23 protein-coding genes are annotated in these 25443 nt (G+C 46.5%); 11 read left to right on the top strand and 12 right to left on the bottom strand.

Translation table 11 applies throughout. The features are described from left to right. The 3 genes from B3K91_RS09800 to B3K91_RS09790 form a co-directional block, all read right to left on the bottom strand. A partial coding sequence (locus B3K91_RS09800; protein WP_292594945.1) for a hypothetical protein occupies positions 1-350 on the bottom strand: 350 nt, incomplete at its 3' end. 140 nt (positions 351-490) lie between these two features. Next, on the bottom strand, positions 491-1210 hold the full coding sequence (locus B3K91_RS09795; protein WP_292594942.1) for a potassium channel family protein: 720 nt from the start codon (positions 1208-1210) through the stop codon (positions 491-493). Between the two features lie 53 nt (positions 1211-1263). After that, positions 1264-1518: an ion channel gene (locus tag B3K91_RS09790; protein ID WP_292594939.1), complete on the bottom strand. Its 255-nt coding sequence runs from the start codon at positions 1516-1518 to the stop codon at positions 1264-1266. A gap of 86 nt (positions 1519-1604) precedes the next feature. Here B3K91_RS09790 and B3K91_RS09785 point away from each other — a divergent pair, with 86 nt between their 5' ends. From B3K91_RS09785 to B3K91_RS09770, 4 genes are all read left to right on the top strand, one after another. Next, the gene (locus tag B3K91_RS09785; RefSeq protein ID WP_099830710.1) at positions 1605-3563 is read left to right on the top strand and encodes an ATP-dependent helicase; all 1959 of its coding nucleotides are present in this window, start codon (positions 1605-1607) and stop codon (positions 3561-3563) included. A 43-nt stretch (positions 3564-3606) separates the two neighbouring features. Further along, the gene (locus tag B3K91_RS09780; protein WP_099830711.1) at positions 3607-5754 is read left to right on the top strand and encodes a sodium-translocating pyrophosphatase; all 2148 of its coding nucleotides are present in this window, start codon (positions 3607-3609) and stop codon (positions 5752-5754) included. A gap of 92 nt (positions 5755-5846) precedes the next feature. Beyond that, positions 5847-7010, top strand: coding sequence for an MFS transporter (locus B3K91_RS09775; protein ID WP_099830712.1), 1164 nt, complete (start codon positions 5847-5849; stop codon positions 7008-7010). Further along, positions 7003-8121: an FAD-dependent monooxygenase gene (locus B3K91_RS09770; protein ID WP_292592043.1), complete on the top strand. Its 1119-nt coding sequence runs from the start codon at positions 7003-7005 to the stop codon at positions 8119-8121. Before B3K91_RS09775 ends, B3K91_RS09770 begins: the two co-directional genes overlap by 8 nt. On the opposite strand, the gene B3K91_RS09765 is transcribed toward B3K91_RS09770, so the two are convergent. From B3K91_RS09765 to B3K91_RS09735, 7 genes are all read right to left on the bottom strand, one after another. Then, complete coding sequence (locus tag B3K91_RS09765; protein WP_292592045.1) at positions 8107-8829, bottom strand: ABC transporter ATP-binding protein; 723 nt, start codon at positions 8827-8829, stop codon at positions 8107-8109. The two genes, B3K91_RS09770 and B3K91_RS09765, sit on opposite strands and share 15 nt — an antisense overlap. Further along, positions 8808-9821 carry an ABC transporter permease gene (locus B3K91_RS09760; RefSeq protein ID WP_214078684.1) on the bottom strand — a complete coding sequence of 338 codons (1014 nt, stop codon included), beginning with the start codon at positions 9819-9821 and terminating at the stop codon, positions 8808-8810. The genes B3K91_RS09765 and B3K91_RS09760 overlap by 22 nt, the downstream gene beginning before the upstream one ends. A gap of 4 nt (positions 9822-9825) precedes the next feature. Beyond that, on the bottom strand, positions 9826-10797 hold the full coding sequence (locus B3K91_RS09755) for an ABC transporter substrate-binding protein (RefSeq protein ID WP_214060697.1): 972 nt from the start codon (positions 10795-10797) through the stop codon (positions 9826-9828). A gap of 254 nt (positions 10798-11051) precedes the next feature. After that, positions 11052-11990, bottom strand: a complete 939-nt coding sequence (locus tag B3K91_RS09750) for an ABC transporter permease (RefSeq protein ID WP_214078682.1) — start codon at positions 11988-11990, stop codon at positions 11052-11054. Beyond that, positions 11983-13098 (bottom strand): ABC transporter permease, encoded by a 1116-nt coding sequence (locus B3K91_RS09745; RefSeq protein ID WP_292589948.1) that lies wholly within the window; start codon positions 13096-13098, stop codon positions 11983-11985. Before B3K91_RS09745 ends, B3K91_RS09750 begins: the two co-directional genes overlap by 8 nt. Beyond that, entirely contained in the window at positions 13095-14621 is a 1527-nt protein-coding gene (locus B3K91_RS09740; protein WP_214060694.1) for an ABC transporter ATP-binding protein, read from the bottom strand. Before B3K91_RS09740 ends, B3K91_RS09745 begins: the two co-directional genes overlap by 4 nt. A gap of 53 nt (positions 14622-14674) precedes the next feature. Continuing rightward, the gene (locus B3K91_RS09735; RefSeq protein ID WP_292589951.1) at positions 14675-15727 is read right to left on the bottom strand and encodes a BMP family ABC transporter substrate-binding protein; all 1053 of its coding nucleotides are present in this window, start codon (positions 15725-15727) and stop codon (positions 14675-14677) included. 249 nt (positions 15728-15976) lie between these two features. Here B3K91_RS09735 and B3K91_RS09730 point away from each other — a divergent pair, with 249 nt between their 5' ends. Together B3K91_RS09730 and B3K91_RS09725 are read left to right on the top strand one after the other, a co-directional pair. Next, positions 15977-16462 (top strand): ferritin, encoded by a 486-nt coding sequence (locus B3K91_RS09730; protein WP_214060745.1) that lies wholly within the window; start codon positions 15977-15979, stop codon positions 16460-16462. A gap of 78 nt (positions 16463-16540) precedes the next feature. Next, a complete protein-coding gene (locus tag B3K91_RS09725) occupies positions 16541-18325 on the top strand; it encodes a 5'-nucleotidase C-terminal domain-containing protein (RefSeq protein ID WP_214078679.1) in 1785 nt (594 codons plus the stop codon). A 101-nt stretch (positions 18326-18426) separates the two neighbouring features. Here the strand turns inward: B3K91_RS09725 and B3K91_RS09720 are convergent, their stop codons facing one another. Both B3K91_RS09720 and B3K91_RS09715 read right to left on the bottom strand, forming a co-directional pair. Then, positions 18427-18684, bottom strand: coding sequence for a hypothetical protein (locus B3K91_RS09720; protein WP_292589954.1), 258 nt, complete (start codon positions 18682-18684; stop codon positions 18427-18429). Positions 18685-18696: 12 nt separating this feature from the next. Further along, positions 18697-19188: a proline iminopeptidase-family hydrolase gene (locus B3K91_RS09715; RefSeq protein ID WP_292592046.1), complete on the bottom strand. Its 492-nt coding sequence runs from the start codon at positions 19186-19188 to the stop codon at positions 18697-18699. A gap of 490 nt (positions 19189-19678) precedes the next feature. On the opposite strand from B3K91_RS09715, the gene B3K91_RS09710 reads away from it, so the two are divergent. From B3K91_RS09710 to B3K91_RS09690, 5 genes are all read left to right on the top strand, one after another. Then, entirely contained in the window at positions 19679-20686 is a 1008-nt protein-coding gene (locus tag B3K91_RS09710) for a sugar ABC transporter substrate-binding protein (RefSeq protein WP_214060527.1), read from the top strand. Positions 20687-20767: 81 nt separating this feature from the next. Then, on the top strand, positions 20768-22258 hold the full coding sequence (locus B3K91_RS09705; RefSeq protein WP_214060526.1) for a sugar ABC transporter ATP-binding protein: 1491 nt from the start codon (positions 20768-20770) through the stop codon (positions 22256-22258). Between the two features lie 15 nt (positions 22259-22273). Then, a complete protein-coding gene (locus B3K91_RS09700) occupies positions 22274-23308 on the top strand; it encodes an ABC transporter permease (protein WP_292592048.1) in 1035 nt (344 codons plus the stop codon). Further along, on the top strand, positions 23305-24237 hold the full coding sequence (locus tag B3K91_RS09695; RefSeq protein ID WP_292589960.1) for a sugar phosphate isomerase/epimerase family protein: 933 nt from the start codon (positions 23305-23307) through the stop codon (positions 24235-24237). The genes B3K91_RS09700 and B3K91_RS09695 overlap by 4 nt, the downstream gene beginning before the upstream one ends. A gap of 16 nt (positions 24238-24253) precedes the next feature. Further along, the gene (locus tag B3K91_RS09690; RefSeq protein WP_292589961.1) at positions 24254-25123 is read left to right on the top strand and encodes a sugar phosphate isomerase/epimerase family protein; all 870 of its coding nucleotides are present in this window, start codon (positions 24254-24256) and stop codon (positions 25121-25123) included. Positions 25124-25443 lie beyond the last annotated feature (320 nt).

Raw genomic sequence — 25443 nt, 5'->3', positions numbered from 1 at the left:
TCAATCTTGAAGACCCACTGCGAATAGGTCCCGGATTCGACGATTAGCGAGTGGCCTACCCCGGTAGGAATCAGCAGTGAATCGCCTATTTGGAGAATGTGTTCTTCTTCGACAATCATTTCTTCACTCCTGAACTCGCCATCGGAGATTTCTTTTATGTCACCGTTGAGCACTCCAGTTTTGACCTTCGCAGTTCCCGAAATCACTACATATAGGTCATGCTGATACTTGTGAGCCTCGGGTCTTCCTGAGAACGGGGAGTTGATCTCTACTGCCTTCGCAGAGAATCCCGCTATTCCCGGTGCGAAGTCTATGCCTTTTGCCGAATATTGTACCGCTTTGTCTGCCATTCCGATTCCTCCTATTTTGAATTGCTCTAATGACTGAAAATGATTTCATCTTATAAGAGATAGGAGATCTCTATAAGCCGGGCGCTTTTCATAAGGCGCCATTGATTCCTTGAGATCTATCACATTGGCTCACTGAGCAATCAGCCCTCTAGATCGCCCTTCAGGAAACTTTGGAGCTTAAGTACTTGCTCATGCCCTCCGAGGACCATAAGGCTGTCACCGGGCTTAACTACTGTCGAAGCACTTGGATTGAACTTGCTAACTCCGCCCGTAACTGTTGCAATTATAATCAAGCCTATCTTCTGTGGTATTCTAAGCGCTTCCAATGTCTGCCCTTTTTCGGGGAAGCTTTCCGGCACTCTGACTTCTTCAAAACGCAACTGCAGTGAACCTGATTGCGAGATACTATCCAGAAAGCCAGTGATCGTTGGGTTTAGCATCATTGCAACCATTCTGTGCGCTCCAATCTCCTGGATGGGAATTACTTTGTCTGCTCCCGCATAACTCAACTTGTTGATGTTCTCACCATGGGTTACCTTGGAAATTATCTTCATGTTTTTGTTCATTCCTCTAGCCGTTAGAACTACGAAGATGTTGTCTACGTCGTCCGGAAGACATGCGAGCAAACCTTGTGCCTTGTCAACGCCTGCGCTTTTCAAGGTCTCTTCCTCTGTGGCATCTCCGGAGATGAATATTAGCTTTCCTCCCTCTTTCTTAGTCAGATCACGGAGCCTTTCTTCTCTCTTCTCAACAATCACCACGTCATAGTTTCTCTTAGATATCTCATTTGCAATTGTTGATCCCAGGTCGCCAGCTCCGATTACAATAAAATGGTTTTCCAGTTTTTGTATTGTTTTCAATATCCTTCTCCTCCTGATAAGCTTATTGACTCTTCCTTCTACAAGAAAAGCCGTTATGTTTGAAACTGCGTAAACACGATGGTGATGCTCGCAAGTATAATTATACTGGTGAACACCTTCCCGGCTTCAGTCAGGTCAGTAGGGGTGCTGTAACCAACTGTTGAGATCGTGATCATTACCATGAAAAAGGAATCGATAGGATGGTATCCTTCGATTATTGAGTATCCAAAGATTCCTATCAGAAACACACAGAGCAACAGCAAGAGAGAGACAACTATCTGCTTCATTCCACCGCTTTCTTCATTCATTGTTACCTCCAGGGTATCGAAAGAGTCTCAGTGAAGCGATTTCATCGTTATGGTAAAATCTTAGCAGAAGGGGGCCGCTGTGGTCGATGAAGAAATATACTCTCAAAAGTTCAGAGATTCCCGAATTTCTTAGCGAAGGACTAGACGAGGAACAGCTGAAAGCTGTCGTCCAATCAAACGGCCGTTCACTGATAGTGGCGGGGCCGGGTTCAGGAAAGACCCGTGTGATTACGTATAAGATCGCGCATCTAGTATCGAATTCGGTGAGCCCGCAGAATATTCTTCTCGTCACATTCACAAGGGCCGCTTCCAGAGAGATGATCGATAGGGCCAGGCGAACCAGCGGATCAAGCCTCCAGGGAATGCTTTCAGGAACATTCCACCACGTGTGCAATTACTTCTTGAGAAAATACTCGAAGGCAGCCGAGTTGAAAGAGAATTTCACTATCCTTGACAGAGAGGATTCGAAAGATCTCATTAAGCATTGTAGGGCGGAGTTGCTTGAAGAAAGAGAAGGTATCAACAGTTCGACTCTACCTTCAGCAGGAGTTCTTCAAAGCATCTATTCTTATTCGGTAAACGTGCTTTCGTCTTTGAGAGAGTCGATTGCGAGGCAGAATCGGAAGTTTCTCGGTTCATATGACGAGATTGAAGAGATCTGGAAGAGGTATGTTCAAGAAAAGACACTTCAGAACTGTGTTGACTATGACGATCTGCTGTTGAAGGCTCTCAAGATGTTCAATGAAAATCCCGTGATTCTTCGAAAAGAGGCCGAGCGCTTCAGATGGGTTCTTGTTGACGAGTTTCAGGATACCAATGTTTTGCAGTTCAGGCTCGTCGAAATGTTGTCTTCCATTCACGGAAACCTGATAGTTGTCGGAGACGATGCCCAGTCGATATATTCATTCAGGGGAGCAAGGTTCGAAAACGTCTATGATTTTCTTGCTACCAAAGATGCAAAGATCTTTAAGATTCAGACTAATTACCGATCAACCCCACAGATTGTCGATTTAGTTAACTCCATTGTTCCCGAAGACTCCATTGAAAAGCAACTTCGGGCGGTTAGAATGAACGGACCGATTCCGGTCGTTGCAGAGACCTGGGACAATCTGGAAGAAGCTTCTTTTGTCGCTCAGAAGATCCAGGAACACGTAGACGATGGTATAAACCCCGATAAGATAGCCGTTCTATACCGTTCACACTATCATTCTCTCGAGCTCCAGATGGAGATGGACAAGAGAAAGATGAATTTCACCCTTTACTCGGGTCCCAGATTCACCGAAACCGCTCACGTTAAAGATATACTTGCAATACTGAAGGTTATCGAAAACCCGCTGGATCAAATATCCTGGGGAAGAACTTTGAGGCTGTTTCCCGGTGTAGGAAGCGCAACGTCTCTTAGAATAATTCAGGGAATAACCGCAGCAGTTAATGACGGTCACAAACCGGTTGATGTAATTGGGTCGCATGTAAGCAACAGGGTGAAACTTGACAAGTTGGCTGCCCTTTTCAGTGATCTCGATGAAAAAGAACCTCCTTCGGAGATTGTAAGGCGTTTTTATGAGGTTTTCTACGGTGCCTATCTAGATGACAAATTCCCGGACGCGAGAGAAAGAAGGATGGATGTTGAGAGGCTTATTGAGATTGCCGGTCGCTACAGGTCGATTTCCGATCTTCTTGAGGATCTTGCCGTTAGCGAGAAGATCGATATTGAACGGGAGTCTGCTGAAAAACAACCGGCGGTTGTGCTTTCAACTGTGCATCAGGCGAAGGGGTTGGAGTGGGACGTAGTTTTCATTTTGGCCGTGAATCCGGGTGATCTGCCGAATTCAATGGCGATACTAGAAGGTTCTCTGAGCGAAGAAGAAAGAATTTTTTATGTGGCCGTTACAAGAGCAAAGGATTACCTTTACATTCTCAAACAGAAGGGTGGTAGATCAAGGCCTATGATAGGAAACAGATACGTCTTCAGAAGCGGACATGATTTCGTGGAAAAGTTGCCTAAAGACTGTTTCGAGCGTTGGGATGTAAGTTGGGATTTCTAAGTCAAATGTGTTCCAATAAAGTAGCAACTAGGAGGGAGAACGAATGAACTCATTGTACTTTCCACTTGTAGCAGGGATTATCTCAACCGTTTTTGCCTTCATTATGTTGCGAAAGACTCTGAGCTTTTCGCAAGGTAATGATAGGATGAAAGAGCTTTCTAAGTATGTTCAGGAAGGTGCCTCTGCATTCCTTGAAGAAGAAGCAAGAAAGATATTCCTTGTGGCTATTGTACTGGCCGCAGTTCTAGGGATTATCTTCCAGTCGTTCAAGTATCCAGTTGTGCTGCTCTTTGGCGCGCTCGTCTCTGAGCTGGCCGGAGTTATTGGGATGTACGCTGCAACAAGAGCAAATGCGAGAGTTGCAGCGGGAGCGGAGCATGGTCTAGCGAACGCTTTCAAAGTTGCCTTCTCAAGCGGGTCTGTTATGGGGCTTGCTGTGGCCGGTTTCTCACTTACCGGTCTGGCACTTGTTATGCTTGTTTTCAAGAGCTCGTTTGTTTTTGAGAACATCACGGATATCTCCAGAGCTTTCGGCAGGATATCCTATATTGATGGAATCATGATCATTAGCTCTTACTCTCTAGGAGCCAGTCTCATAGCTTTGTTCGATAGGGTCGGCGGAGGAATGTATACGAAAGCCGCCGACATGAGTGCCGATCTCGTGGGGAAAATCGAAGAGCAGATAGAAGAAGACGATCCAAGAAATCCGGCTACCATTGCCGATAACGTTGGAGACAACGTGGGAGATGTCGCCGGTCTCGGTGCGGATATTCTTGAGTCTTATGTTGCTTCGATAGTCTCAGCGATCGTTCTGGCGATCTTCATGAAGTTCGCGGATCACGGGACGATGACCGAAGCACAGTATTACGGCCTGATAATCTTGCCTGTTCTAATAGCCGCCGCGGGCGTACTATCCTCTTTGATAGGCGTGCTTGTGGTCGCGAATATGAAGACCAAAGATGCTCAGAAGAGCTTGAGCTTTGGAAACCTCTTTACAGGGGCTCTTGTTCTGGGCTCCGTGGCCATAGTGATTGGAGTAGCGGCGCCGGACTATGCCTTTAAGGACAGCTTCATCATCAATCCTGAGTTTGTTTCCAGATGGAGACTCTTTTTTGCAATAGCAGCCGGACTCATCGCGGGAATAATCATTTCGAAGCTGAGTGAATACTATACATCGGATGAATATAAGCCGACTAGAAAGCTTGCAAAGGATACCCAGAGCGGAGTGGCCATAAATATCACTGGCGGTCTTGCTCTTGGAATGGGAAGTACCATTTGGCCGGTAATAACACTTGCAATTGCAATTCTTGCCGCTTACTGGTCTGCAGGAGTTTACGGAATAGCTATCGCAGCCCTTGGGATGCTTTCTTTTGTTGGATACATCGTCTCTGTCGACTCTTATGGTCCTGTTGCAGACAACGCAGGTGGAATAGCTCAGATGGCCAAACTCGATCCTAAGGTAAGAAAGCTCACCGACAGGCTCGACTCTGTCGGAAATACGACAGCGGCAATCGGAAAGGGATTCGCCATTGGTTCAGCGGCTTTTGCCGCCCTTGCCCTCATAGTATCGTATATTTGGGGTACGGCGGGAACTGCCGACGAGATTGTGAACAATCCGGTGATCAACCTGGTTGAGCCATACACTCTAATTGGGATTTTGATTGGAGGTATGTTGCCCTTCTTCTTCACATCTCTATTGATCAAGGGTGTGGCCGATACCGCAAACCTTATGATTGTTGAGATCAGGAGACAGTTCAAAGAAATTCCTGGCATCAGAACGGGCGAGGCGGTGCCTGACTATAAGAGATGCATTGAGATAACAACCAAAGGTGCCGTAAGCAGAATGCTTACCCCAGGAATAGTTGCAATCGCTTCTCCATTCATTGTCGGCTTTCTCTTTGGCCGATCTGCCGTGGCAGGGCTGTTGATGGGAGGACTGTCAAGCGCTATCATGATCGCAATATTTAGCGCAAACGCCGGCGGAGCCTGGGATAACGCAAAGAAGTACATTGAAACGGGAGAGTTCGGCGGAAAAGGTACTCCAACACACGAAGCGGCTGTCGTTGGCGATACGGTGGGAGATCCTCTCAAGGATACAGTTGGCCCGTCGATGGATATTCTTATCAAGCTGATGTCTGTTGTTTCTCTGGTGTTTGGTTCACTCTTCCCGGTAACTCCGTTCTTCATGTGAAGAAAAAACCTCAAAAGCGCAGCTTACGGGCTGCGCTTTTTTTGAGTTTCCCTTTAGTTCAAACAATCCGTTCATCGTGATAGAATTCTCTCATGGACACGAAGAAAGCTTTCAGCCTTATTTCGTCATGTGGTTTTTTTCTCTTTGGATTTACATCGATAATACTGGGTAGTGCGCTGCCGGCAATCGAGAAGAGTTTTGGGATTGATCATCAGATAGCAGGAGTACTTCTTTCACTTCCTACTCTTGCTTTCATGTTGTCGGCGGTATTTGTTAGCGCTTTTTCAAACAAGTTCGGTCCATTCAAGTTGCTTGCCGGCGGGATAGTAATCATTACAGGTGGCTTGACAGTTCTCTCGATCGGGAGGTCATTCTGGCTGCTGCTTCTGGGGAGTATGGCTCTAAGCTTCGGAACAGGAACGATGGAGACGTCGATTGGAATTGGCGTTTCCGGAATGAACTACAGAAAACCGGGCGGAGCATTGAATCTGATGCACTCGCTATTTGCGCTAGGTTCGATCATATCGCCATTGATTGTTGCAGCTTTTCTTGTTGATTATAATTCTTGGTGGAAGCCATTCTTCGTTGCTCTTTTCGGTGGCGCATTTCTTGTAGCTTTTGCTCCGTTACTCTTCAGAATTCCTTTTGTCGGCAGTAATCAGAAGGCAACCCACTTCAAGAAGGAAGTGTTCTCCAAGAAGGTCTTCTGGCTAATACTCGCCGGAGTGCTCCTGTATGTAGGTTATGAAATTGGTTTTACGTCGTGGCTTTCAAGTTTTGTTTTTGAGACGAAGGGCATTGAGATGAGATATGCCAGTGTCTTTCCCGCACTGCTCTGGACAGGGATATTCATTGGTAGATTGCTTGCAGGCTTTTTCGTTGATCGACTGGGTTACGAGTTATCGCTCTTGTTTATGGTGAGCATTGCATTTGTCTCCTTTGGAGCAGCATTACTGCTTAGTTCTCCAGTTACCATCGGTATTGCCGTGGTCTTCGCCGGGTTTGGTTTTTCGGGAACATTCCCTACGCTTCAGGCGATTCTCATATCCACCATGAAAGACGGGATAGGTTTTGCCATTGGGATGTTTACTGTTGCAGCTTCAATAGGTGGAGCTATCTCCAATTTCTTCGTCGGTTTTCTCGGGCATCAATTCGGCATGATGGCAGGCGTTCTCTTCATCATGTTTCTAATCTTCCTCGAGATCGTTGTGGTGCTACTCATCATTAGACTCAAGGCGGTGGTAAAGGATGCATAGCAAGGTTGTTGTCATTGGAGCTGGTCCTGCGGGCTTGGCCGCATCAAGAGTTTTGCTGAGAGAGGGCGTTGATTTCGTCCTTGTGGACTCCCGGACTTTTCCGAGAGAAAAGGGTTGCGGTGGCGGGCTGACGCCAAGAGCACTGAAAATCCTTAGGCAGGTATTTCCGGATGTGGAGATCCAGGGTTTTGAAACCCGCGAGTTATCGGTCAATGCTCTGTCGGAAGGAAGTTTCAAATACATAGTGTCCTTGGTTTCGAAGAGGCCTATCTTTAATAAGGTCGATAGGAAGGAGTTTGACCAGTCCCTTCTGCAATCTATTCTAGAGAGAGACGGACGGCTCGTTGTCTCGAGAGTGCTAGAAGTCAAGAGAGTCAAAGAAGCCTTTGTGATAATGACAGACGGCAGAGAGTTGAGTTCGGATTACGTGATAATCTCCGCAGGTGTTTTCGGGGCAAAGTTAGTCGGTAAGGAACCTCCTTGTTACAGTGTCATATATCACGGATACAGCTCTCCAACGGGTAATGCCTCCATAACGTTTGTCCCCAACGGTTATCTTTGGAGTTTTCCTGGCGAGTCGTATGATTCAGTAGGCGGGGGAATTTATCCTGATTGTGAAAATGTCTCTTCCTATGAAGAAATGAGCACACTGATTAAGAGAGTCTTTGATGAGGAAATTGAACTTTCGGGAACTCCTATTCCTACATTCGACAGTGAGGTAGTGCTGAAACTGAACAACCTGGAAAGAGGTCTGTTATTTGCGGGCGATAGCGCAGGTCTTATCGATAACTGGATAGGTGCCGGGATTGACTTTGCACTTGATTCAGGAAGGCAGGCGGCCCTATCTATTGTTGAAGATGGTTACAAGGGAAAGACCGCAAACGAAAGATACCTGGAAAGGCTTTTCCCTATCGCGAGGCATCTGCAGATCGCAGACGCCTTCAGGAAGAGGTTCAACGCGAATCTTGATGAGAAACTAGATCTTCTTAAGGGAAAAACGGCTGGTAAACTGTTGATCAATTATTTGAGCGGTTATGTGAAAGGTCCGTACTGGCTCACCTTGAAGAGTCTCTTCACAGGTGGAGTCGAGAGCCGCTCAACACATAACTGAAGTCGCTCTGGACATTATCTCTCTTATTCCATCGTTTGCAACTTCACCATCGATCAATCTCATCAACCTTTCTCCGTAAGAGTTGGCGATTTCCATGTTGTGAGTTATCATGATTATAGTTATTTCGTACTCTCTGTTGATTCTGGCTGTCAGTTCCATTACTCTTGAGGCGCTATCTGGATCAAGTGCAGCCGTGTGTTCGTCAAGAAGCAGCAGCCTGGGCTTCGACAAGATGGCCATTACCATAGCCAGAGACTGTTTTTGCCCTCCGGAGAGCTCTCCCGCTTTCGTTCTCATCCTGTCTTCCAGTCCAAGCCCGAGATCCCTAAGAAGAGTTATCGCCTCTTCTTTGACAGAACTGAACCTGAAGGGCCTGTTGCCTTTCTTCGATGCAATTATCAGGTTCTCGGCTATTGTAAGAGCCGGAAATATTCCCGTATTTGGGTCTTGATAGACTCTTCCGATGAACTCAGCAAGTCTGTGAGGCTTCATGCAATTCATCGTCTTGTCGTCGATTATATATAAACCCGATGTGGGCTGAACCTCACCAAGAATTACTTTGAGAAGTGTTGACTTGCCTGCTCCATTGGGTCCGACTATGGTGACAAATTGCCCTTCGGGGATTGTCAGACTAACATTTCTTAGGGCAACTCTTTCGTTTTCCATCCCCTCATTGTATACGACCGTCAAATCTTTGAATTCGACCATAACCTCTTCACCTCCTGTTTAACCTTTCGTTTTCCTCCGCTAGTAGAAAGCTGCCTCAATCCAATTACAGTAATAATAAAGACTGCTGTGAGTAGTTTCATATCGCTTGCAAGAAAACCGATTCTGTACCCATATCTCATTGCCAGAGAGAGAAGCGTCTGATAAATAACACCCCCCACTATCGGTGAGAGAAGACCATAGAAGAGCTTAACTCTACCCAGAAGTATCTCGCCCATTATTACCGATGCAAGTCCAGTTACGACCATTCCCTGACCGATTGTGGCATCAGAGAAGCCGCTGTAGAGCGCGAATAGACCGCCGCTCAGCCCGATAATGCAGTTCGCAACGGTAAGCCCCGCAATAGCGAGAAGATTCTGAGAGATACCGAAAGAAACCACCCCCGAGGGATTACTTCCAAAAGCTCTTAGGGTCATCCCAGGATCAGATTTCAGCACAATCGAAAGAACTACAACCACAGCAGAAATTATGAGAACTATGAGCAATAAGTCGGATCCGTCGAGATCGTTGTTGAAGATGTTCTTTGCAACAACAGTAGTCTTTGTTGTGCGTTTTTCAGTATTGATCTCGAGCTCTCCAAAAAGGCCATCAAGACCAGTTCCGCCGCTCATCTCTTCAAAACTTTGAGTGCTCCTTTCAGGAACGACTCGAGGAACAGGGAGATTGGGCCCGCCCATTACCCTGAGATTTACTGAGTAAAGCATTGTCATGACTAAAATTCCGGCTAATAGAACGTTGATCTTGAGCTTTCTATGGATTGTTCCGGTTATGCTGCCAGCAAGAGCACCCGTGGCGGCCGCAAGCATTATCGCCAACCAGGCAGGAAATCCGGAAACCAGAGCCCTTACCGCAACCGCTGCTCCCAGGGCAAAGGATCCATCTGTCGTAAGGTCAGGAAGATCAACTATTCTGAAAGATATATAAACTCCCAGGGCCATAAGGCCTATTATCAATCCCTGTTCCAGAATCGCCATAGACTTACCTTTCCGTCTCTACACCATTAGTTACAACGATGTTTGCGAGATCAAGAACAGACTGTGGTATCTCAATACCGATTTCTTCTGCAATGTCAGTGTTTACGAAAAGGATTAATGAATCCTGACCAAGGATCTTTGTTTCGAGTTCCGAAGGGGAAGCGCCCTTCAGTATTTGGACGACCAGTTCTCCAGTAGCTCTTCCTATTTGGTAGTAATTGAATCCGAAACCGATTAACCCGCCCGATCTTGCGATGTCAATGTCAGCCGCGACTATCGCTATCTTCTCTCTTAGGGCGACTTTGGAAATCGACTGGATGCTCGAGGCTGCGGTGTTGTCGGTACCGATGTAGATAGCATCAACATCTTTGATCTGAGCGTTAAGAGAGGTGACCATTTCAACTGTTGTGGAACCGGTAATATCGACTAACCTCATTCCCAGAGCGTCACAAGCCTCTTTCGCAAATTCTCTTATCGTTACAGAGTTTGCCTCTCCTGAATTGTAGATAATCCCTATCGTCTCAACTTGTGGCAGAGTCAGTTTGAGAAGCTGGAGCTGAGTCTTGACTGGCGTCATATCGCTGATTCCAACTACATTTCCCGGGTTTTTGCCAAATGAAGGAACTAGACTGGCACTAACTGGGTCGGTGACGGCACTGAAGACTATTGGAATTGTCTTCGAGGCATTCACCAGCGCCTGTGCCGAGGGAGTGGCAATTCCAACCATCACTGCAGGGTTCAGAGAAACAAACTGTTTTGCTATTGTTACTGCGGTTGATACCGATCCCTGGGCGTTCTGAAAATCGATCACGATACTCTCTCCATCCTTGAAACCATTCTCTTCAAGTACATCGATAATTCCGTCTCTAACTGCATCTAGCGCTGGGTGTTCGACGATCGAAGTAATTCCGACTGTCTGCGTTGACAAACCAAGAACTCCAATAAGTAGTAATACACATACAAGAACCCGCTTCATTCTACATCCCTCCTAAAATAAAAAGAGAGGACGCTTCTCAACGTCCTCTCTTTTTATACTCTCTAGTGTATTTTAACTCAAGCACACACCGGAGGAGTCCGAAGAAAGGACGTTCCTCCTAAACCAATAAGCGTATGCAAAACTTATGAATGCTGCTCGAGTCATCACTTTGAACCTCCGAAAATCTTTGATAGGAAATTTATACCACAAAACAATGTTACGGATCAACAGTAAAGACGAAAGTATTGTTTCCTTTAGGTTCTCTCTTCTCTTGAATATGGTACTCCCAGTGATGCCGGTGCACCAACCTTTCTCTTCAGCGTATCTGTCGAAGTGAAAAAGAGAACGACAATTGTGAGCAAATATGGAAGCATCTTGAGAAAGTCGGGTGAGACGTGAGCTCCTACTGCTTGTAATCTCAATCCAAGGGCAGTTATTCCTCCGAAGAGATATGCACCTATCAAGGCCTTCACAGGATCCCAGGTTGCGAATAGCACAAGAGCTATGGCTATCCACCCCCTGCCGGCCGTCATGTTTTCGATCCACATCGAGTTATAGGCCAACGAGAGATAAGCTCCGCCTATTGCTGTAATTGAACCTCCCAGAATAGTGTAGATGTATCTGACTGCGAATACATTTATACCTTTAGCATCTGCGGCTTCGGGAGATTCGCCTACTGCTCTTAGGGTCAGTCCGGGTCGTGTCTTGTAAATGAAGAACCACATGACGGGAACAAGCAGAAAACTTATGTAGACAAGAAGGTCGTGACTGAAAAGAATCTGGCCCAAATATGGAATATCCGATAATACAGGAATTCTTATAGGCTGAAAACGCTTTGCGATTACCCCGATGTAGTCTCTTCCCCACAAACCGCTTAGACCGGTTCCCAGCATAGTTATGGCGAGCCCGCTGACGATCTGGTTCACTCTGAGAGTTACTGTGAAGAAGGCATGAACAAGGCCGAGAACGGCTCCTGCAAGCATTGCGACGAGTATAGCAAGTAGAAGGTTTGAAGTCTGATATGAGGCGACGAAGCCTCCAATAGCTCCGACCAGCATGAGACCCTCTAATCCGAGATTCATTACTCCCGATCTTTCAGTGAAGATCGTGCCGAGAACTGCGAACAGTAGAGGAGTTCCCGCTCTGACTGTAGCGCTGAGTGTCGAGAGAATGAAAGACTCGATATTATTCATTCGTAACTGCCTCCTCTCTCGATACCCTCAATCTATATTTGGCAATAGCCTCTCCTCCGAGAAGGCTGAAGAGTACCAGCCCCTGAAATACCGATATGAGAGCCATCGGCAGCTTATAGAACATCTGAAGCTGATCATTTCCTACGAGTAGCCCTCCGAAGAGAAATGCGACAAGCAGAATTGCAATCGGGTTCAGCTTGGCCAGCCAGGCTACAATGATCGCAGTGTATCCGTATCCTGGAGAGAAGCCGTGTTGCAGTCTGTGTTGCACTCCCATCATTTGTATGGCTCCACCCAAGCCCGCTATCGCTCCGCTAACAACGAGCGCAATGATCGTGTACTTTATTATGCTGATTCCCGAGTATCTGGCAGCTTGAGCATTGTCTCCAACGATTTTTGAGTTCATTCCCCACCTTGTCCTTCTGTACACATAGAAGAGAATGAACGCCAACACGACTGCCAGGAAAAAGCCAATGTGAAATTCGCCGCCGAAGAGAGTCGGAAGTCTTGCCTGCTGAGGAAAAGGGGCCGTCCCGGGGAACCCGTAGCCCTTGGGGTCTTTCCACGGTCCGTATACAAGATAATCTACCCAGAATATTGCGACATAGTTGAGCATGAGAGTTACCACTATCTCGTCGGTCTTTGCAAATGCCTTCATTAATGCAGGGATTAAGGCCCAAATGCCACCCGCTGCCGCTCCTAGAACTGAAATGAGGAGAATCATAAGTACTGGCGAAGTGACATCTTTGAATAAGTAGAGAGCTCCCCAGGTAGCGGCCAATGCTCCCATATAGAGCTGGCCTTCACCTCCTATGTTCCATATCTTCATTCTGTATGCAAATGAAAGGCCGAGCCCAACGAAAGCCAGCGGGACCATCCTCATTAGTGTACTGAATATCCCGTATCTGTTCGCAAAGGGCCAAGTCAACATTTCCCTGTATGCTTCAAACGTCTCTTTGAATGCAAGAGACAAGGTTCCAAGTCGGCCGTAGAAGAAGATCAACAGAATGATTCCCATCAGCAGCAACGCAGCGGCCACTGAGAGTATTGGTACAAGGATAGAGGAGTATCTGGGAACGGCGAGTCTCTTTTCTATTCTCAACTTCACGCGATCTCCTCCTGTTTTGAACCGGCCATCATGAAACCAATTTCCTCTGTATACTTTGGATCAGGAGGTGTGTACCCCATTATCTGACCCTCATACATCACAGCAACTCTATCTGAAAGCCTGAATATCTCGTAGAGTTCCCCGGCTAGAAGCAGGATAGCCGCTCCTCGATCCTTATGAGCAAGAAGGGATTTATAGACAAACTCCATTGCTCCCACGTCTAAACCTCTTGTAGGATGCTCTGCAATGATTACAGTTGGCTTAGTTGACAGCTCTCTCGCGAGTACGAGTTTTTGAAGATTTCCTCCGGAAAGAAATCTTGCCTGAGTCTTGGTCGACGGAGTTGAAATCGAATACTCGCTTACGAGTCGCTCCGTAGCCTTCTGCATTGCACGAAAATCTACGTTGAACGGAGACTGAGGAATGTACTTCGTGTGGGCGTTCTTCATAAACATGTTCTCAGTAATTGACAGCGAGGGACATGTAGCCAGAGCTCTCCTGTCCTGGGGAACAAATGCCACGCCTGCCCGAATTCTTTGAGCGACATCGGTGTGACGAAGAGTCTTGCTGTTCAAGCGAATCGTACCGTGAACAGGTTTTCTAAGGCCATAAATGGCTTCTGCAAGCTCTCTTTGCCCATTACCCGCGACCCCTGCGATGCCTAGTATTTCACCAGAGCGGATGTTCAGACTCAAGCTCTTCACCGCTTCAAGATTCTTGTCATTTTTCACGGTCAAGTCTTCAACTTCCAGAACAGTAGTACCAGGTTCCTTTGTTGATTTCTCGAAGTCCAGCAAAACGTCTCTTCCAACCATCATTCTTACGAGAGATCTTCTATCAATTGAACTTCTCTCTTCAGTTCCAACAACCCTGCCACCTCTCAATACCGTAACCCTGTCGCTTATTTGGAGAACCTCGTCAAGTTTGTGACTTATGAAGATCACTGAAGAGCCTTCACTCACGAGCTTTCTTATTGCTTTGAACAAGACTTCAGTCTCTTGAGGAGTAAGGACTGCCGTTGGCTCGTCAAGAATGATGACTTTCGCGCCGGTATAAAGCAACTTTAGAATCTCGATTCGCTGTTTCTCTCCGACCGAGAGAGTCCAGACCCTTGCCTTTGGATTCACGGGTAGGCCATAGCTTTCTCCCAGATTCTTTATGCTCGATTCAACTGATTTTGTCTTTACAAAAAAGCCCATGTCTTTCAAGCCGAGAACAACATTCTCGGCAACCGTGAAGGAGGGAACTACAGTAAAATGCTGCTGCACCATTCCTATTCCCTGCTTCAGCGCATTATGAGGTGAAGAGATCGACGCCCTGTCTCCCTCAACGAGAATCTCTCCACCATCGGGCTTGTAAATTCCGAAAAGGATATTCATTAAGGTCGTCTTGCCTGCTCCGTTTTCTCCAAGTAGAGCGTGCACTTCTCCCTTTCGGAGATCGAACGAAATGTTATCGTTTGCAAGAATTCCTGGAAAGGCTTTAGTGATGTTTCTCATTTCGAGAACTGAAAGATCAGCCAAGAAATATCACTCCAAAGAAAGAAATTGAGGGGCCAGAAGGCCCCTCAGTGTTTTCACTGTATTTTACCTACAACGTTATTGATAAACCAGTCCATACTGAGAAGATCACTATCCGATGGCCTCTCGCCCTTGCCGTATCTCAGTGTTCCAGACTGGTCATACACCGGTCCGTCAAACGGGTGCATAATACCCTCGATTATCGCCTCTCTCATCGACATCACAAGCTTTGCTACTCCTTGGGGTACTAGGTCGCCAACGAAGATATCGACTACTCCGTCCTTAATACCGCCCCAATACTGCTCATTGGTCCAGGTACCGTCCATAACTCTTCTCACTACGTACTCGTAGAAAGGACCCCAGTTCCATACAGGGGCTGCGAGGAATGCGTTTGGAGCGAAGGCGGTCATGTCGCTGTTGTATCCTATTGAAAGCGCGCCTCTATCTTCTGCCGCCTGCTGTGGGGCAGGAGAGTCTTGATGCTGTGTTATGACATCTGCACCGATATCGAGTAGGGACTCCGCAGCCTCCTTCTCTCTTGCTGGGTCAAACCAAGTATTCGACCAGACCACGTGAACCTTTGCATCCGGATTCACGTACTGAACGCCCATTGCAAAAGCGTTGATTCCTCGAATAACCTCCGGAATCGGGTAGGCAGCAACGTAGCCAATGATGTTGCTCTTGGTCATTGCCCCTGCGATTAGACCGCTAAGGAACCTCGGTTCGTACATCCTTCCGAAATATGTGCCGAGATTGTCAGTGGTCATATAACCCGAACAGTGCATGAAGATTGAGTTGGGGAAAGACTGAGATACTTTTACCATAGGGTCCATGTAGCCAAAACTGGTTCCGAAGATCAAATCATAACCTCTTTGAGCATATCCTTTGAACACCGTTTCGGCTTCTCCACCTTCGGGAACGCTTTCAATAAAATCAGTTACTATCTGATCCCCGAAAACTCTCTCGAGATGAAGCCTACCTTCATTGTGCATGGTGCTCCAACCACCGTCGCCGACCGGTGCTACGTAGACAAAAGCAACTTTCAGTGGTGCCGCCATCAGCGCCGCTGCAATCAGCAGCACTGAGAAAAACAAGAAGATCTTCCTCACTGTTATTACCCCCTTTGTTGAGAAATTGGCCGTCCTTATGTAGAGATTATACATTTATGAGATTGCCATTCCAAATCGAAAGGCTGCAAATAACTAAGAATAGGCTGCTTCGTATAAGTCTATTAGAACAGCTCAGAGAGTGAACTGCTGGTTCCAACTCGTTAAGATACTTTGAGAGTTCTCTTCGCGGTGGTAAAATATCATGAAGGAACTGTTGACGTTTAAACAGAATGGAGAAGGAGGCTAACTATGATAACGGCAAGAATGGAAAAGGAGATCAACGCTCAAATAAAGGCTGAATTCGAGTCTGCGTTTATCTACATGGGAATGGCCGCGTGGGCACACAAGAACGGATACTTCGGTACGGAGAACTTCATGTGGAAGCAGGCCAAAGAGGAAGAAGAACATGCAATGAAACTAGTCAATTACTTACAAGATGTCGATGCAACCGTCGAGATTCCCGGCATTGAGAAACCGACCATTAACTACAAGTCGATTTTAGATGTGTTCGAAAAAGGACTCGAACATGAGAAATACATCACTTCAAGGATCAACAATCTCGTCACGATTTCCGATGAAGAAGGGGATTACGCGACTAACGACTTTCTGCAGTGGTATGTCACTGAACAGGTTGAAGAGGAGAAGACGTTCAGGAACATAGTTAAGAGGCTGAGAATGGTCGGAGACCACGCGAATGGAATCTTCATGATTGATTCGAAGCTCGAAGAGAGATAGAACTCTGCGGGATGCCTGTCATCCCGCTTTCTTTTCTCGCTGCACAATTTGAGGCGTGAGGCTAAAGGAGGGGTTTAGGTGCGAAGGCTCCTTGCTTCGTTTTTCATTATCTCTTCTCTTGTACTTTCATTTGCTTCGGATTTTCATCTTACAATTCTCCATACAAGCGACATACATGGGAACGTTTTTCCTGTCGATTATGTGACGGGTGATTCTTTGGACGCAGGTCTGGCAAGGATCTCTTCTTTCGTCAGTCAAATCAGACATACCAATCCACACACACTTGTTATAGATACAGGTGATCTGATCCAGGGAACGCCGTTTTCGTACTTCTTTGCGAAGATCGACAACTCAGGTATCAATCCTGTTATAAGGGCTATGAACTTGATCGATTTGACATCCTCTACGATAGGAAATTGCGAATTCAGCTACGGCCCACGGACTCTTGAGGACGCGATGGTCTCGGCAGAGTTTCCCTTTCTCTCAGCGAACATTATCTTCGACGACTCTGCTGAATATGTGTTTCAGCCGTATTCGATAATAACTCTTGGAGAACAAGGCGAGAATGTAAGAATTGCGATTCTCGGCCTAACCACAAACCTTATCCCAAGATGGGAGGATCCGGAACATATCGCCGGGCTTGCATTCCTGAATCCTGTGAACGTTGCAGAAGAACTTGTTCCTAAACTCAGAGATGAAGTCGATGTACTTATAGTTGCTTATCACGGAGGCTTTGAAAGAGATCTCACAACGGGAGAACCAACCGAGGAGCTTACGGACGAGAATGTGGGTTTTGAACTTGTAAAGACAATCGAGGGTATTGATGTGCTTCTTACGGGGCATCAACATAGGACTATCGCCGAGATAATAGACGGAGTAGTTGTCTCTCAACCGTCCAGTCTCGGAAGGTTTGTCGGCAAGGTTGACTTGAAGCTGGAGAAAATAGAAGACGGCTGGCAGATCGTTGAAAAGTCGGTCGAGCAGGTGTCTGTGGCTTCATATGATCCTGACGACTATGTCGTTGGAGCTTTGAAGGACTTCGAAACAAGAGTCCAGAAATGGCTTGAAAGACCGGTCGGGTTTTCTATTGGAGATTTCTTCATAGAAGATCCGCTTGAAGCTAAGATGAAGGATAATCCTCTTGCTCAGTTCATAAACAGAGTTCAGATGGAAGCGACCGGTGCAACGATCTCGTGTGCCGCCATTTGTACAGACGAAATTACAGGCTGGAAGACAGGGCCAATAACAATTCGGGATCTTATCTCGATCTACCCCATGTCAAGCACTTTGAAGGTTATTCAGGTATCCGGTTCAGACATCAAAGCCGCCCTGGAAAGGAGCGCAGAATACTTCACTTGTACTGACAACAAGATATCCATCTCAGAAAGTTGGTTGACTCCAAAGCTAACGAGTCAAGATTATGATATGTGGGAAGGAATAGAATACATAATTGCTGTGGATAGACCGGTTGGTGAGAGAGTACTTAGTATCAGGTATCAGGGAAAGCCTGTCGATATGGATGAAAAGTACGAAGTAGTTATGAGCAGCTATCGGGCCGGCGGTGGCGGTGGGTACAGCATGTTTGAGAGAAGACCGGTGGTTAGGGATGTCATGCTCGAGGTCTCCGAAGTGATCATCGATCATGTGCTTGGAAGATTTGTCGTTAGCGCATCCGTAGATAACAACTGGTCGGTGGGGACGGGCTTTATCCATACTATAGGGTGGAACGAAACGTTGAGGTCGATATCCGAAATGTACCGTATCGATACCTCTGAGATTATGAAATACAACCCCGACCTCACAAGAGTTCGGAGTATCCCGGCCGGCACAGAACTGATTATCTACAAACCTGCGATTCCGTAAAACTGAACCTTCCGGCTGTACTACTGCAATCTCAAAAGAGCGGTGACAATTTTGAAGGCTGGTTTCGTTAAGGGTTCTGGTCAGCGCGTGTCAGGAACTGCCTAACTTGCTGGATATATTCGAGCGGCTTTTTCGAGATGGTGTTCATGAGAAGACTCTTCAAAGACTCTCATAATAGCGTTCGGAAACTTCTCTCTGTAGAAAGCGGTTGCCTCGGGTGTCGCCTCGTCGTATTCTCCGCAGGTCAGTAGAACGGGACAGCCGATTTCGCCGAGCCGCGAACTGCAGTCGTAACCCTTCATAACACCGGTTACTGTGAATTCGCTCGGCCCGTACATAATAATTGTATACTTTCTCACCCATGCCTGCGACTACTCATTAATGCATTCGGACCAGGGTTCCATTCTGCAAACGAACTTGCCGTAGAACTCCGATACTGCTTCCTGATAATCTTCTCGGTTGAAGTTGCCGCTTTTCTCTGCTCTGTTAATAGCCTCTTTTGATTCAACTGAAAGCGTTTCCATTAGCCCTCTAGCATCACTTTCGAATCTTGAAATACTCATTGCCGGTCCGGAGAGAACCATGCTTCTGACCGTCTGCGGATATTTCAGAGCGTATTCGCAGGCAAGAATTGTCCCCCAGGACTGCCCTAGCAGGTGACTTTCCGGGTAGGTTAGCTCACTTCTGAAAAGCTCTATCTCCTCGACAAACCGCTCGATTCTCCACAGAGAGGTATCTGAAGGTCTCTCAGATTTCCCGCAACCGAGCTGATCGTAGAATACCACGGGTCTTTCGTCTTCCAGAATCTCGAGTGTCTCCAGATAGTTGTGAGGAACACCGGGGCCGCCATGAATCGTTAGCAAAGGGATGCCTTCAGATCTTTGCCTTTGACTTCATACCATAATCTCCCTCCCGTAACCTTGACAAATCTTTCCATCCTTCTTCCCCCTAAGTTATTGCTCCGGCTTTGAACAAGTGTTATGAGTGAACAAGGCACGAGCCTCACCAGCTAGAGTTCAAAGGCTGAATCTCCGCTTCCGTCCGCCTCTTACTTGAAGTGAAGGATCAAGACAGGTATATCACTGTAGAATGAGAGTCTGCCTCTTGGCAGCCCGAAGAAGCAATCAAGAATAATTTATTGCCCAAAGCAAAGAATAACTTATGGTGAACTCATAATTTTTCAGATAAGAAGGATATTTGGCTGTATTCGTCCAATGAAGTCTGTAATCGTCCTTTGTCGAATTACAGCAGACATCAGCGGAATTCTTCAAAAACGCTAGTCATTGATATAATTGCTCTGGGCATTCCCTGATAGTATTTGTCAATTCATTATTCCAAAAAGGAGGTAAAGCTATGAGACATGTCAGGCGTTCGGTAATGCTTCTTCTTCTACTTGCAGTGATTCTTGGAGGAGAAGCGCTTCTTGCAGGACTTACCTATGGTTACGTAACTCCGGGACCCGATACGTGGTACAGAAAGGACGTTGAAGGATTCGAGTATGCGGCAAGTCTCGTCGGGGTAGAAGTTATCGTACTTAACTCCGACTATGATACAGAGAAAGAGATCACGAATATCAACACTCTGGTAAATATGGGTGTTGACGGTATGTGTGTCTTCTCTTTCAATCCTAATGGTGCTTTTATTGCCGCAAGAGAAGCTGCTAAGGCAGGGATACCTCTGGTGGTTACAGACAACGTTGGTCAGGTCCTCCAGTCAGATGACGATATCGTTGCATGCATTGACTTTGACTGGGAGGGAATGGGAGTAAATATCGCCAACTACATCGCAGACAAATATCCTGGTGAAAATATCGCATGCATCATGGGGCTTTTCGAACACGTTCCCGTTCAGATGTTCAGAAACACTTTCGAACCGAAGGTTAAAGAACTGGGAAAGAACGAGATCGTAGCAATCAGAGATGGTCAGTACACTCCGACTGTTGCTGTTGATCAGGCCCAGGATTTGATCGAATCCGGTTACGAATTCTCCAACCTTTTTATCTTCAATGAGGAAATGGCAGCGGCAGTTGTCAGAATGTTGAAGACAAGAGGTTTGTTAAATGACCCGATCAGGGTAATCACAACAAATGGTGCCCCTTACGGAATTGAGCTTATCAAAGAAGGAAGCATCGATTACTCAATTTCTACTTCACCCGGTTGGGAAGGATTCGTATCTTTCCTTGCGCTCCATGCTTACACTCAGGAACTCATAACCGATCTGAATCAGCAGATTCTTCTACCCAACACTCCGATCACTCCCGAAACGATAGATGACAAGACGAAAGTAGTTCCCTGGGATGTCGATCCAGTCTGGATAGATCTGACAAGAGAGTATTTCCCGCAATACAATTCGCTTTACTGATAAAGAATCGAGATTCCAGGGGGGATGAGAGCGGAGCTCTTCGTCCCCCCTTTTAGATAATCTTTTGATAAGGGTGAAGATATGCAGAGAAATCCAATAGTCGAAATGGAGAAAGCCACGAAGATTTACGGAAATCATAGGGCGCTAGATGACGTATCATTTGAGCTTCTTCCGGGAGAGGTCCATTGCCTTGTTGGAGAGAATGGGGCCGGAAAATCTACATTGATCAAGATTCTTTCCGGAGCGATTTCACCCGAGGCGGGGCTGATCAAGATCGATGGCAAAAAAGTTGAGGGCCTAACTCCGCGCCAGTCGATAGAAATGGGTATTTCTACAATCTATCAGGATGCCGAACTGGTAGACTCTCTTACCGTTTCCGATAATGTATATCTCGGCGATGAGTTAACAGGGCGGCTTCCATTTGTTGTTGACACTAAGAGACAGACGGAGAAGGTGAATGAAATCATAGAGACTCTGAAGATGCACCTCCCGACCAGTGTTCTGGTTGAAGAACTTTCAGCCTCTCAGAAGCAGATGCTACAGATTGTCAAAGCTCTTTACAGAGACGCGAAGGTCCTAATAATGGATGAACCGACCAGCTCTCTAGGAATGGACGAAACGAAGGCTCTCATGGATATTGTAAGAAATCTGCGAGATCGCGGTATCGGTATCGTTTACATATCCCATTACCTTGAAGAGATCTTCGAAATAGGAGACAGAGTAACGGTCCTTAAGGATGGGAGGAGTATGGGTACTTTCTCAATTGAAAGCATAACCGTTGAAGAGATCATCAGGAAAATGGTGGGAAGAGATGCCTCTCTGTTCTACAGGAGAAAGAAAGTTGACATTGGCGATGTAGCTCTTGAAGTGAAAAACATAACCAGCTGGGGAGTAGTCGACAATGTCAGTTTCTCAGTAAGGAAGGGGGAGGTTTTCGGAATTGGGGGACTGGTCGGATCGGGGAGAAGTGAACTGGTGAATATTCTCTTTGGAGCGGACAGGGCCGATGAAGGAGAGATAGTTCTAAAGGGTAGGAAATTGAAGATAAAGTCTCCGCAGGATGCTGTCAAACATGGAATCGCTTTGATTACTGAGGATAGAAAGAAACTGGCCATGCTTGGGGGAAGAGATATCGTTGAGAATACGGCTCTTGTGCATAGCGAGAATTTCAAGGGCTTTCTTCTCGATCTCAAGGAAGAAGAAAAACTTACTGATGACATTGTTAACAAGCTCTCTGTTGCAGCACAGGACAAGTCGCAAAAGATCGAAGAGCTTTCCGGAGGAAATCAGCAAAAGGTTATTATCGGTCGCTGGCTGATTGACGATTCGGATGTCTATATATTCGACGAACCGACAAAAGGCGTAGACATCGGAGCAAGAGAGCAGATCTATGAGCTTATAATTGAGCTTGCCGAACGAGGCAAATGCATAATCATGATCTCATCCGATATGCCTGAACTGCTTTCGATGAGTGACCGAATCGGGGTTATGAGAAATGGGCGACTGGTAGAGATTGTAGAGAATAAAGACATTGAAGAAGAAGATATGATAAAGCGTTTCATAGGAGTCTAGAGTTTGCGGGAGGGAATGAAGACAATGAGTAAGGATGGTGCAACGGCTAACGGAAAGAGAACCCTTACTAGAAGAAGAAGCTCCATCTTGAAGAATCAGTGGTTCTATCTCTTGGTTGCTGAAGTTGCTATTGCGGTTATAACCGGATTGGTCAACCCAAGATTCTTTACAACAAGCAACATAATGAACATTCTCGAGCAGATAGCGGTTCTTGGTATTGTGTCTTCCGGGATGACTTTGCTCATCATCTCTGGCGAGATAGACATCTCGGTAGGTGCAAACATCGGCCTTTCTTCAGTGGTCATGGCAATGATGATCAAAGCAGGTTATGGATATGTGTTGGCAATCCTTCTGGGAATTGCTTTGGCAGTCTTCAACAGTCTTCTTGTTGGTATCACCGCTAGAGCTTTCAAAGCGCCTTCATTTATAACTTCGCTCGCCTTCATCAGTGTTTTCCAGGGAGTTGCTCTCGCGATCACCAAGGGAACGTTCCAAACAATCTACGGTCAGTTCGAATTCATAGGTACTTTCAGACTCTGGCAGATCGTTCCACTGAGTTTCCTCATCAGTATTGCCGCATACATAGTTATGCACTTCTTGCTCTCATACACAAAACTTGGCAGACGTACATACGCTGTCGGCAGTAACCAATCGGCAGCTTACCTATCGGGGATTTCTGTGAACAAAGCAAAGCTGACAGCATTTGCACTTAATGGTCTGTTCATTGGAGTAGCATCGATGGTTCTTCTATCAAGAATTGGAGCCGCACAACCATCTACCGGCAGCGGAATTGAACTTAAGGCAATAGGAGCAGTAGTTATTGGAGGAACACCGCTTTCAGGAGGCAAAGGCCGAATAATAGGAACGTTCTTTGGCGTATTGTTAATGGGAATCATCTCAAATTCCCTAAACATGCTCAGAGTAAACCCGTACTTCCAGACCGTAACATTCGGTGTTTTGATCATCGCCTCTCTTGCCGTGAGTGTCCTAAGTTCGTACAGGAAGAAAGAGAAGATAAAGCCGGCAACTGTCAAGGAGGAGAAGTCGTGAAGCCTCAGAATTTCGTTCTGAAAAACCAAACGATAAAGAAGAGATTCGTTGAAGAGAAAAGGCGAAGGCCGGAAAGCTTCGAACGAAGGCTGTCGCTCTCGTGGAGTATCTGGATGTTCGGTACTGAGCCAATAGACGAGTCTCTTGAAAGACTCAGAAGAAACGGATTTGAGTATGTTGAGATAAAGGGAGATACATCTATTCCAAAGGAAGCAATGAAAAAAGCGCTCAAAAACTCGGGGATCAAAGTCTCCGGTGCCTGTGGAATGTTCTCGCCCCAGAGAGATCTTTCAAGTCCTTTGGAAGAGGTTCGGAAGAAAGCACAAGATTATATTCTCGAAGTTTCCAGCTACATCTCCTTTCTTGGAGGGACTTATCTTATTGTTGTCCCTGGCGCCGTTGGAAGACCGGATGCCGTTGACGGGTTAGAGATGGAGAGAAGTGCAGAAGCATTGAGGCAATGCGTTTGCCATTTCAAAGAATCTGGAGTGAAGCCGGTGATTGAACCTATAAGATCTGCAGAGGTGAGTCTGGTTCATACCGTTGATGAGGCACTAGATTACCTGGACATGGTTGATGATCCACTGGTCAACTGCCTCAATGGAGACATATATCACATGCTTAACGGAGAACAGCATGTGGGAGAAGCAATCATTAAGTGCGGTGAAAGGCTCGTAAATCTTCACATAGCCGACAGTAACAGGGATGCTCCGGGTAAGGGGCAAATAGATATCGATACTGCGATCATGGCGGCTTATCTCGTCGGTATGAATCAAAAGGGAAGATTCATAACATTTGAACCTTTGGGTCCATACCCCGATCCCTACGTTCTCTCTACCGGTCCCTGCGATGTATCGGTTATGGACAGGCTGGTAAAGGATTCTGTTGAATACTTCAGAGAACGTGAAGAAATCGTGCGTTCATTATAGCTTAGGAGGAACTGCTGTGAAAATAGGCTTTCATACTGATGCATTTAACTCGGCAGTATTTAGTTTTGAGAAGGCTCTTGAGTGGGCTCATAAAAACGATGTTCACTTTATTGAGCCCGGTATCATTGACGGTGTCTCGTGGATTCACGGTCTTGGATACTTCCCCCACATATCGCTCACGGAGGATCCACTGAAAACGAAGCTCACTATGCAGAAATATGGTGTGCGTTTCTCACAAATCGATTCTGCGTATCCACTCTCGGGGAATGAAGGCTTTTACAACGGTGTACCTTACGTTCTCAAGTCCATCCCCTGGGCCAAACTTGTCGACTGCCCCAATATTGCAACGACCGACGGTTTGAAGAAACCCTCAGGGTTTAGCGATAAAGAGGCCCTTGAACTAATGAAAAGGGCGTATGGTATCATCGTCGAGACTGCAGAGATCTACGAGATAAACATCAACATTGAGGTTCACGGTTACTTCACTACGAACCCCGATCTCCTTGATGAGATGCTTAACTTCGTGAAGAGCGATAGACTCGGTCTGAATTTAGACACAGGGAACAGCTTCATTGCCGGCCAAGATCCGGTGGAATTCTGCAGGAGATTCATTGACAAGGTCAAACATGTCCACATCAAAGATGTTTCGAAAGATCTTGCAGATGCCATGAGGGGAAAAGACACCGGCATAGGAATAAGCCATTCGGCAATAGGTGATGGAGTCAATGCGGATAATATCAGAAAGATAATTGCCATGTTGAGAGACCACGGTTACAGTGGGACTCTTAGCATGGAATGTGAGGGGACCGGTGGACCTCTGATCGAAAAATCTCTTCGATGGTTGAGGAAGACGCTTTCTGAACTGGGAATCGAAGAAGAGAAGTAAAATAATCGCTAGGAACAAGGCGTAAGGCTGCCTTCGACAGGAGGCGAGGCCAGAAAGAACATCCGGGGAAGTGATGCGCCGAAAAGCATCGGCGGAAGTGATGCTCGCTGGCGCGAGGTGACAGGCTTTTCTCTCGCCTTCTCGTGAGCGCAGCGAACGTCTCGACAACACGCTTTCTCGATTGATCTTATCGTAGGACGGGTGAATGATCTGGGACTCATAACGGAGGACTGCTCTTCAAAGCGATCAGCGGGTTCTCCGCTCTTAAGCGCAAAGCGGTTCTTTCCAGCGTGCAGCAGCTCTTTTGCCCGCGAAGCGGA

The organism is Mesotoga sp. UBA5847, assembly GCF_002432735.1.
Lineage (GTDB): Bacteria > Thermotogota > Thermotogae > Petrotogales > Kosmotogaceae > Mesotoga.
This window is presented reverse-complemented; position numbering and strand designations above follow the sequence as displayed.

Bases quoted from the DNA above. Each gene is read 5' to 3' on its own strand.
- B3K91_RS09770 (WP_292592043.1), top strand. From the start codon at position 7,003: ATGCATAGCAAGGTTGTTGTCATTGGAGCTGGTCCTGCGGGCTTGGCC.
- B3K91_RS09785 (WP_099830710.1), top strand. From the start codon at position 1,605: ATGAAGAAATATACTCTCAAAAGTTCAGAGATTCCCGAATTTCTTAGC.
- B3K91_RS09705 (WP_214060526.1), top strand. From the start codon at position 20,768: ATGCAGAGAAATCCAATAGTCGAAATGGAGAAAGCCACGAAGATTTAC.
- B3K91_RS09750 (WP_214078682.1), bottom strand. From the start codon at position 11,990: ATGAATAATATCGAGTCTTTCATTCTCTCGACACTCAGCGCTACAGTC.
- B3K91_RS09760 (WP_214078684.1), bottom strand. From the start codon at position 9,821: ATGGCGATTCTGGAACAGGGATTGATAATAGGCCTTATGGCCCTGGGA.
- B3K91_RS09790 (WP_292594939.1), bottom strand. From the start codon at position 1,518: ATGAATGAAGAAAGCGGTGGAATGAAGCAGATAGTTGTCTCTCTCTTG.
- B3K91_RS09700 (WP_292592048.1), top strand. From the start codon at position 22,274: ATGAAGACAATGAGTAAGGATGGTGCAACGGCTAACGGAAAGAGAACC.
- B3K91_RS09775 (WP_099830712.1), top strand. From the start codon at position 5,847: ATGGACACGAAGAAAGCTTTCAGCCTTATTTCGTCATGTGGTTTTTTT.
- B3K91_RS09730 (WP_214060745.1), top strand. From the start codon at position 15,977: ATGATAACGGCAAGAATGGAAAAGGAGATCAACGCTCAAATAAAGGCT.
- B3K91_RS09765 (WP_292592045.1), bottom strand. From the start codon at position 8,829: ATGGTCGAATTCAAAGATTTGACGGTCGTATACAATGAGGGGATGGAA.
- B3K91_RS09780 (WP_099830711.1), top strand. From the start codon at position 3,607: ATGAACTCATTGTACTTTCCACTTGTAGCAGGGATTATCTCAACCGTT.
- B3K91_RS09710 (WP_214060527.1), top strand. From the start codon at position 19,679: ATGAGACATGTCAGGCGTTCGGTAATGCTTCTTCTTCTACTTGCAGTG.
- B3K91_RS09755 (WP_214060697.1), bottom strand. From the start codon at position 10,797: ATGAAGCGGGTTCTTGTATGTGTATTACTACTTATTGGAGTTCTTGGT.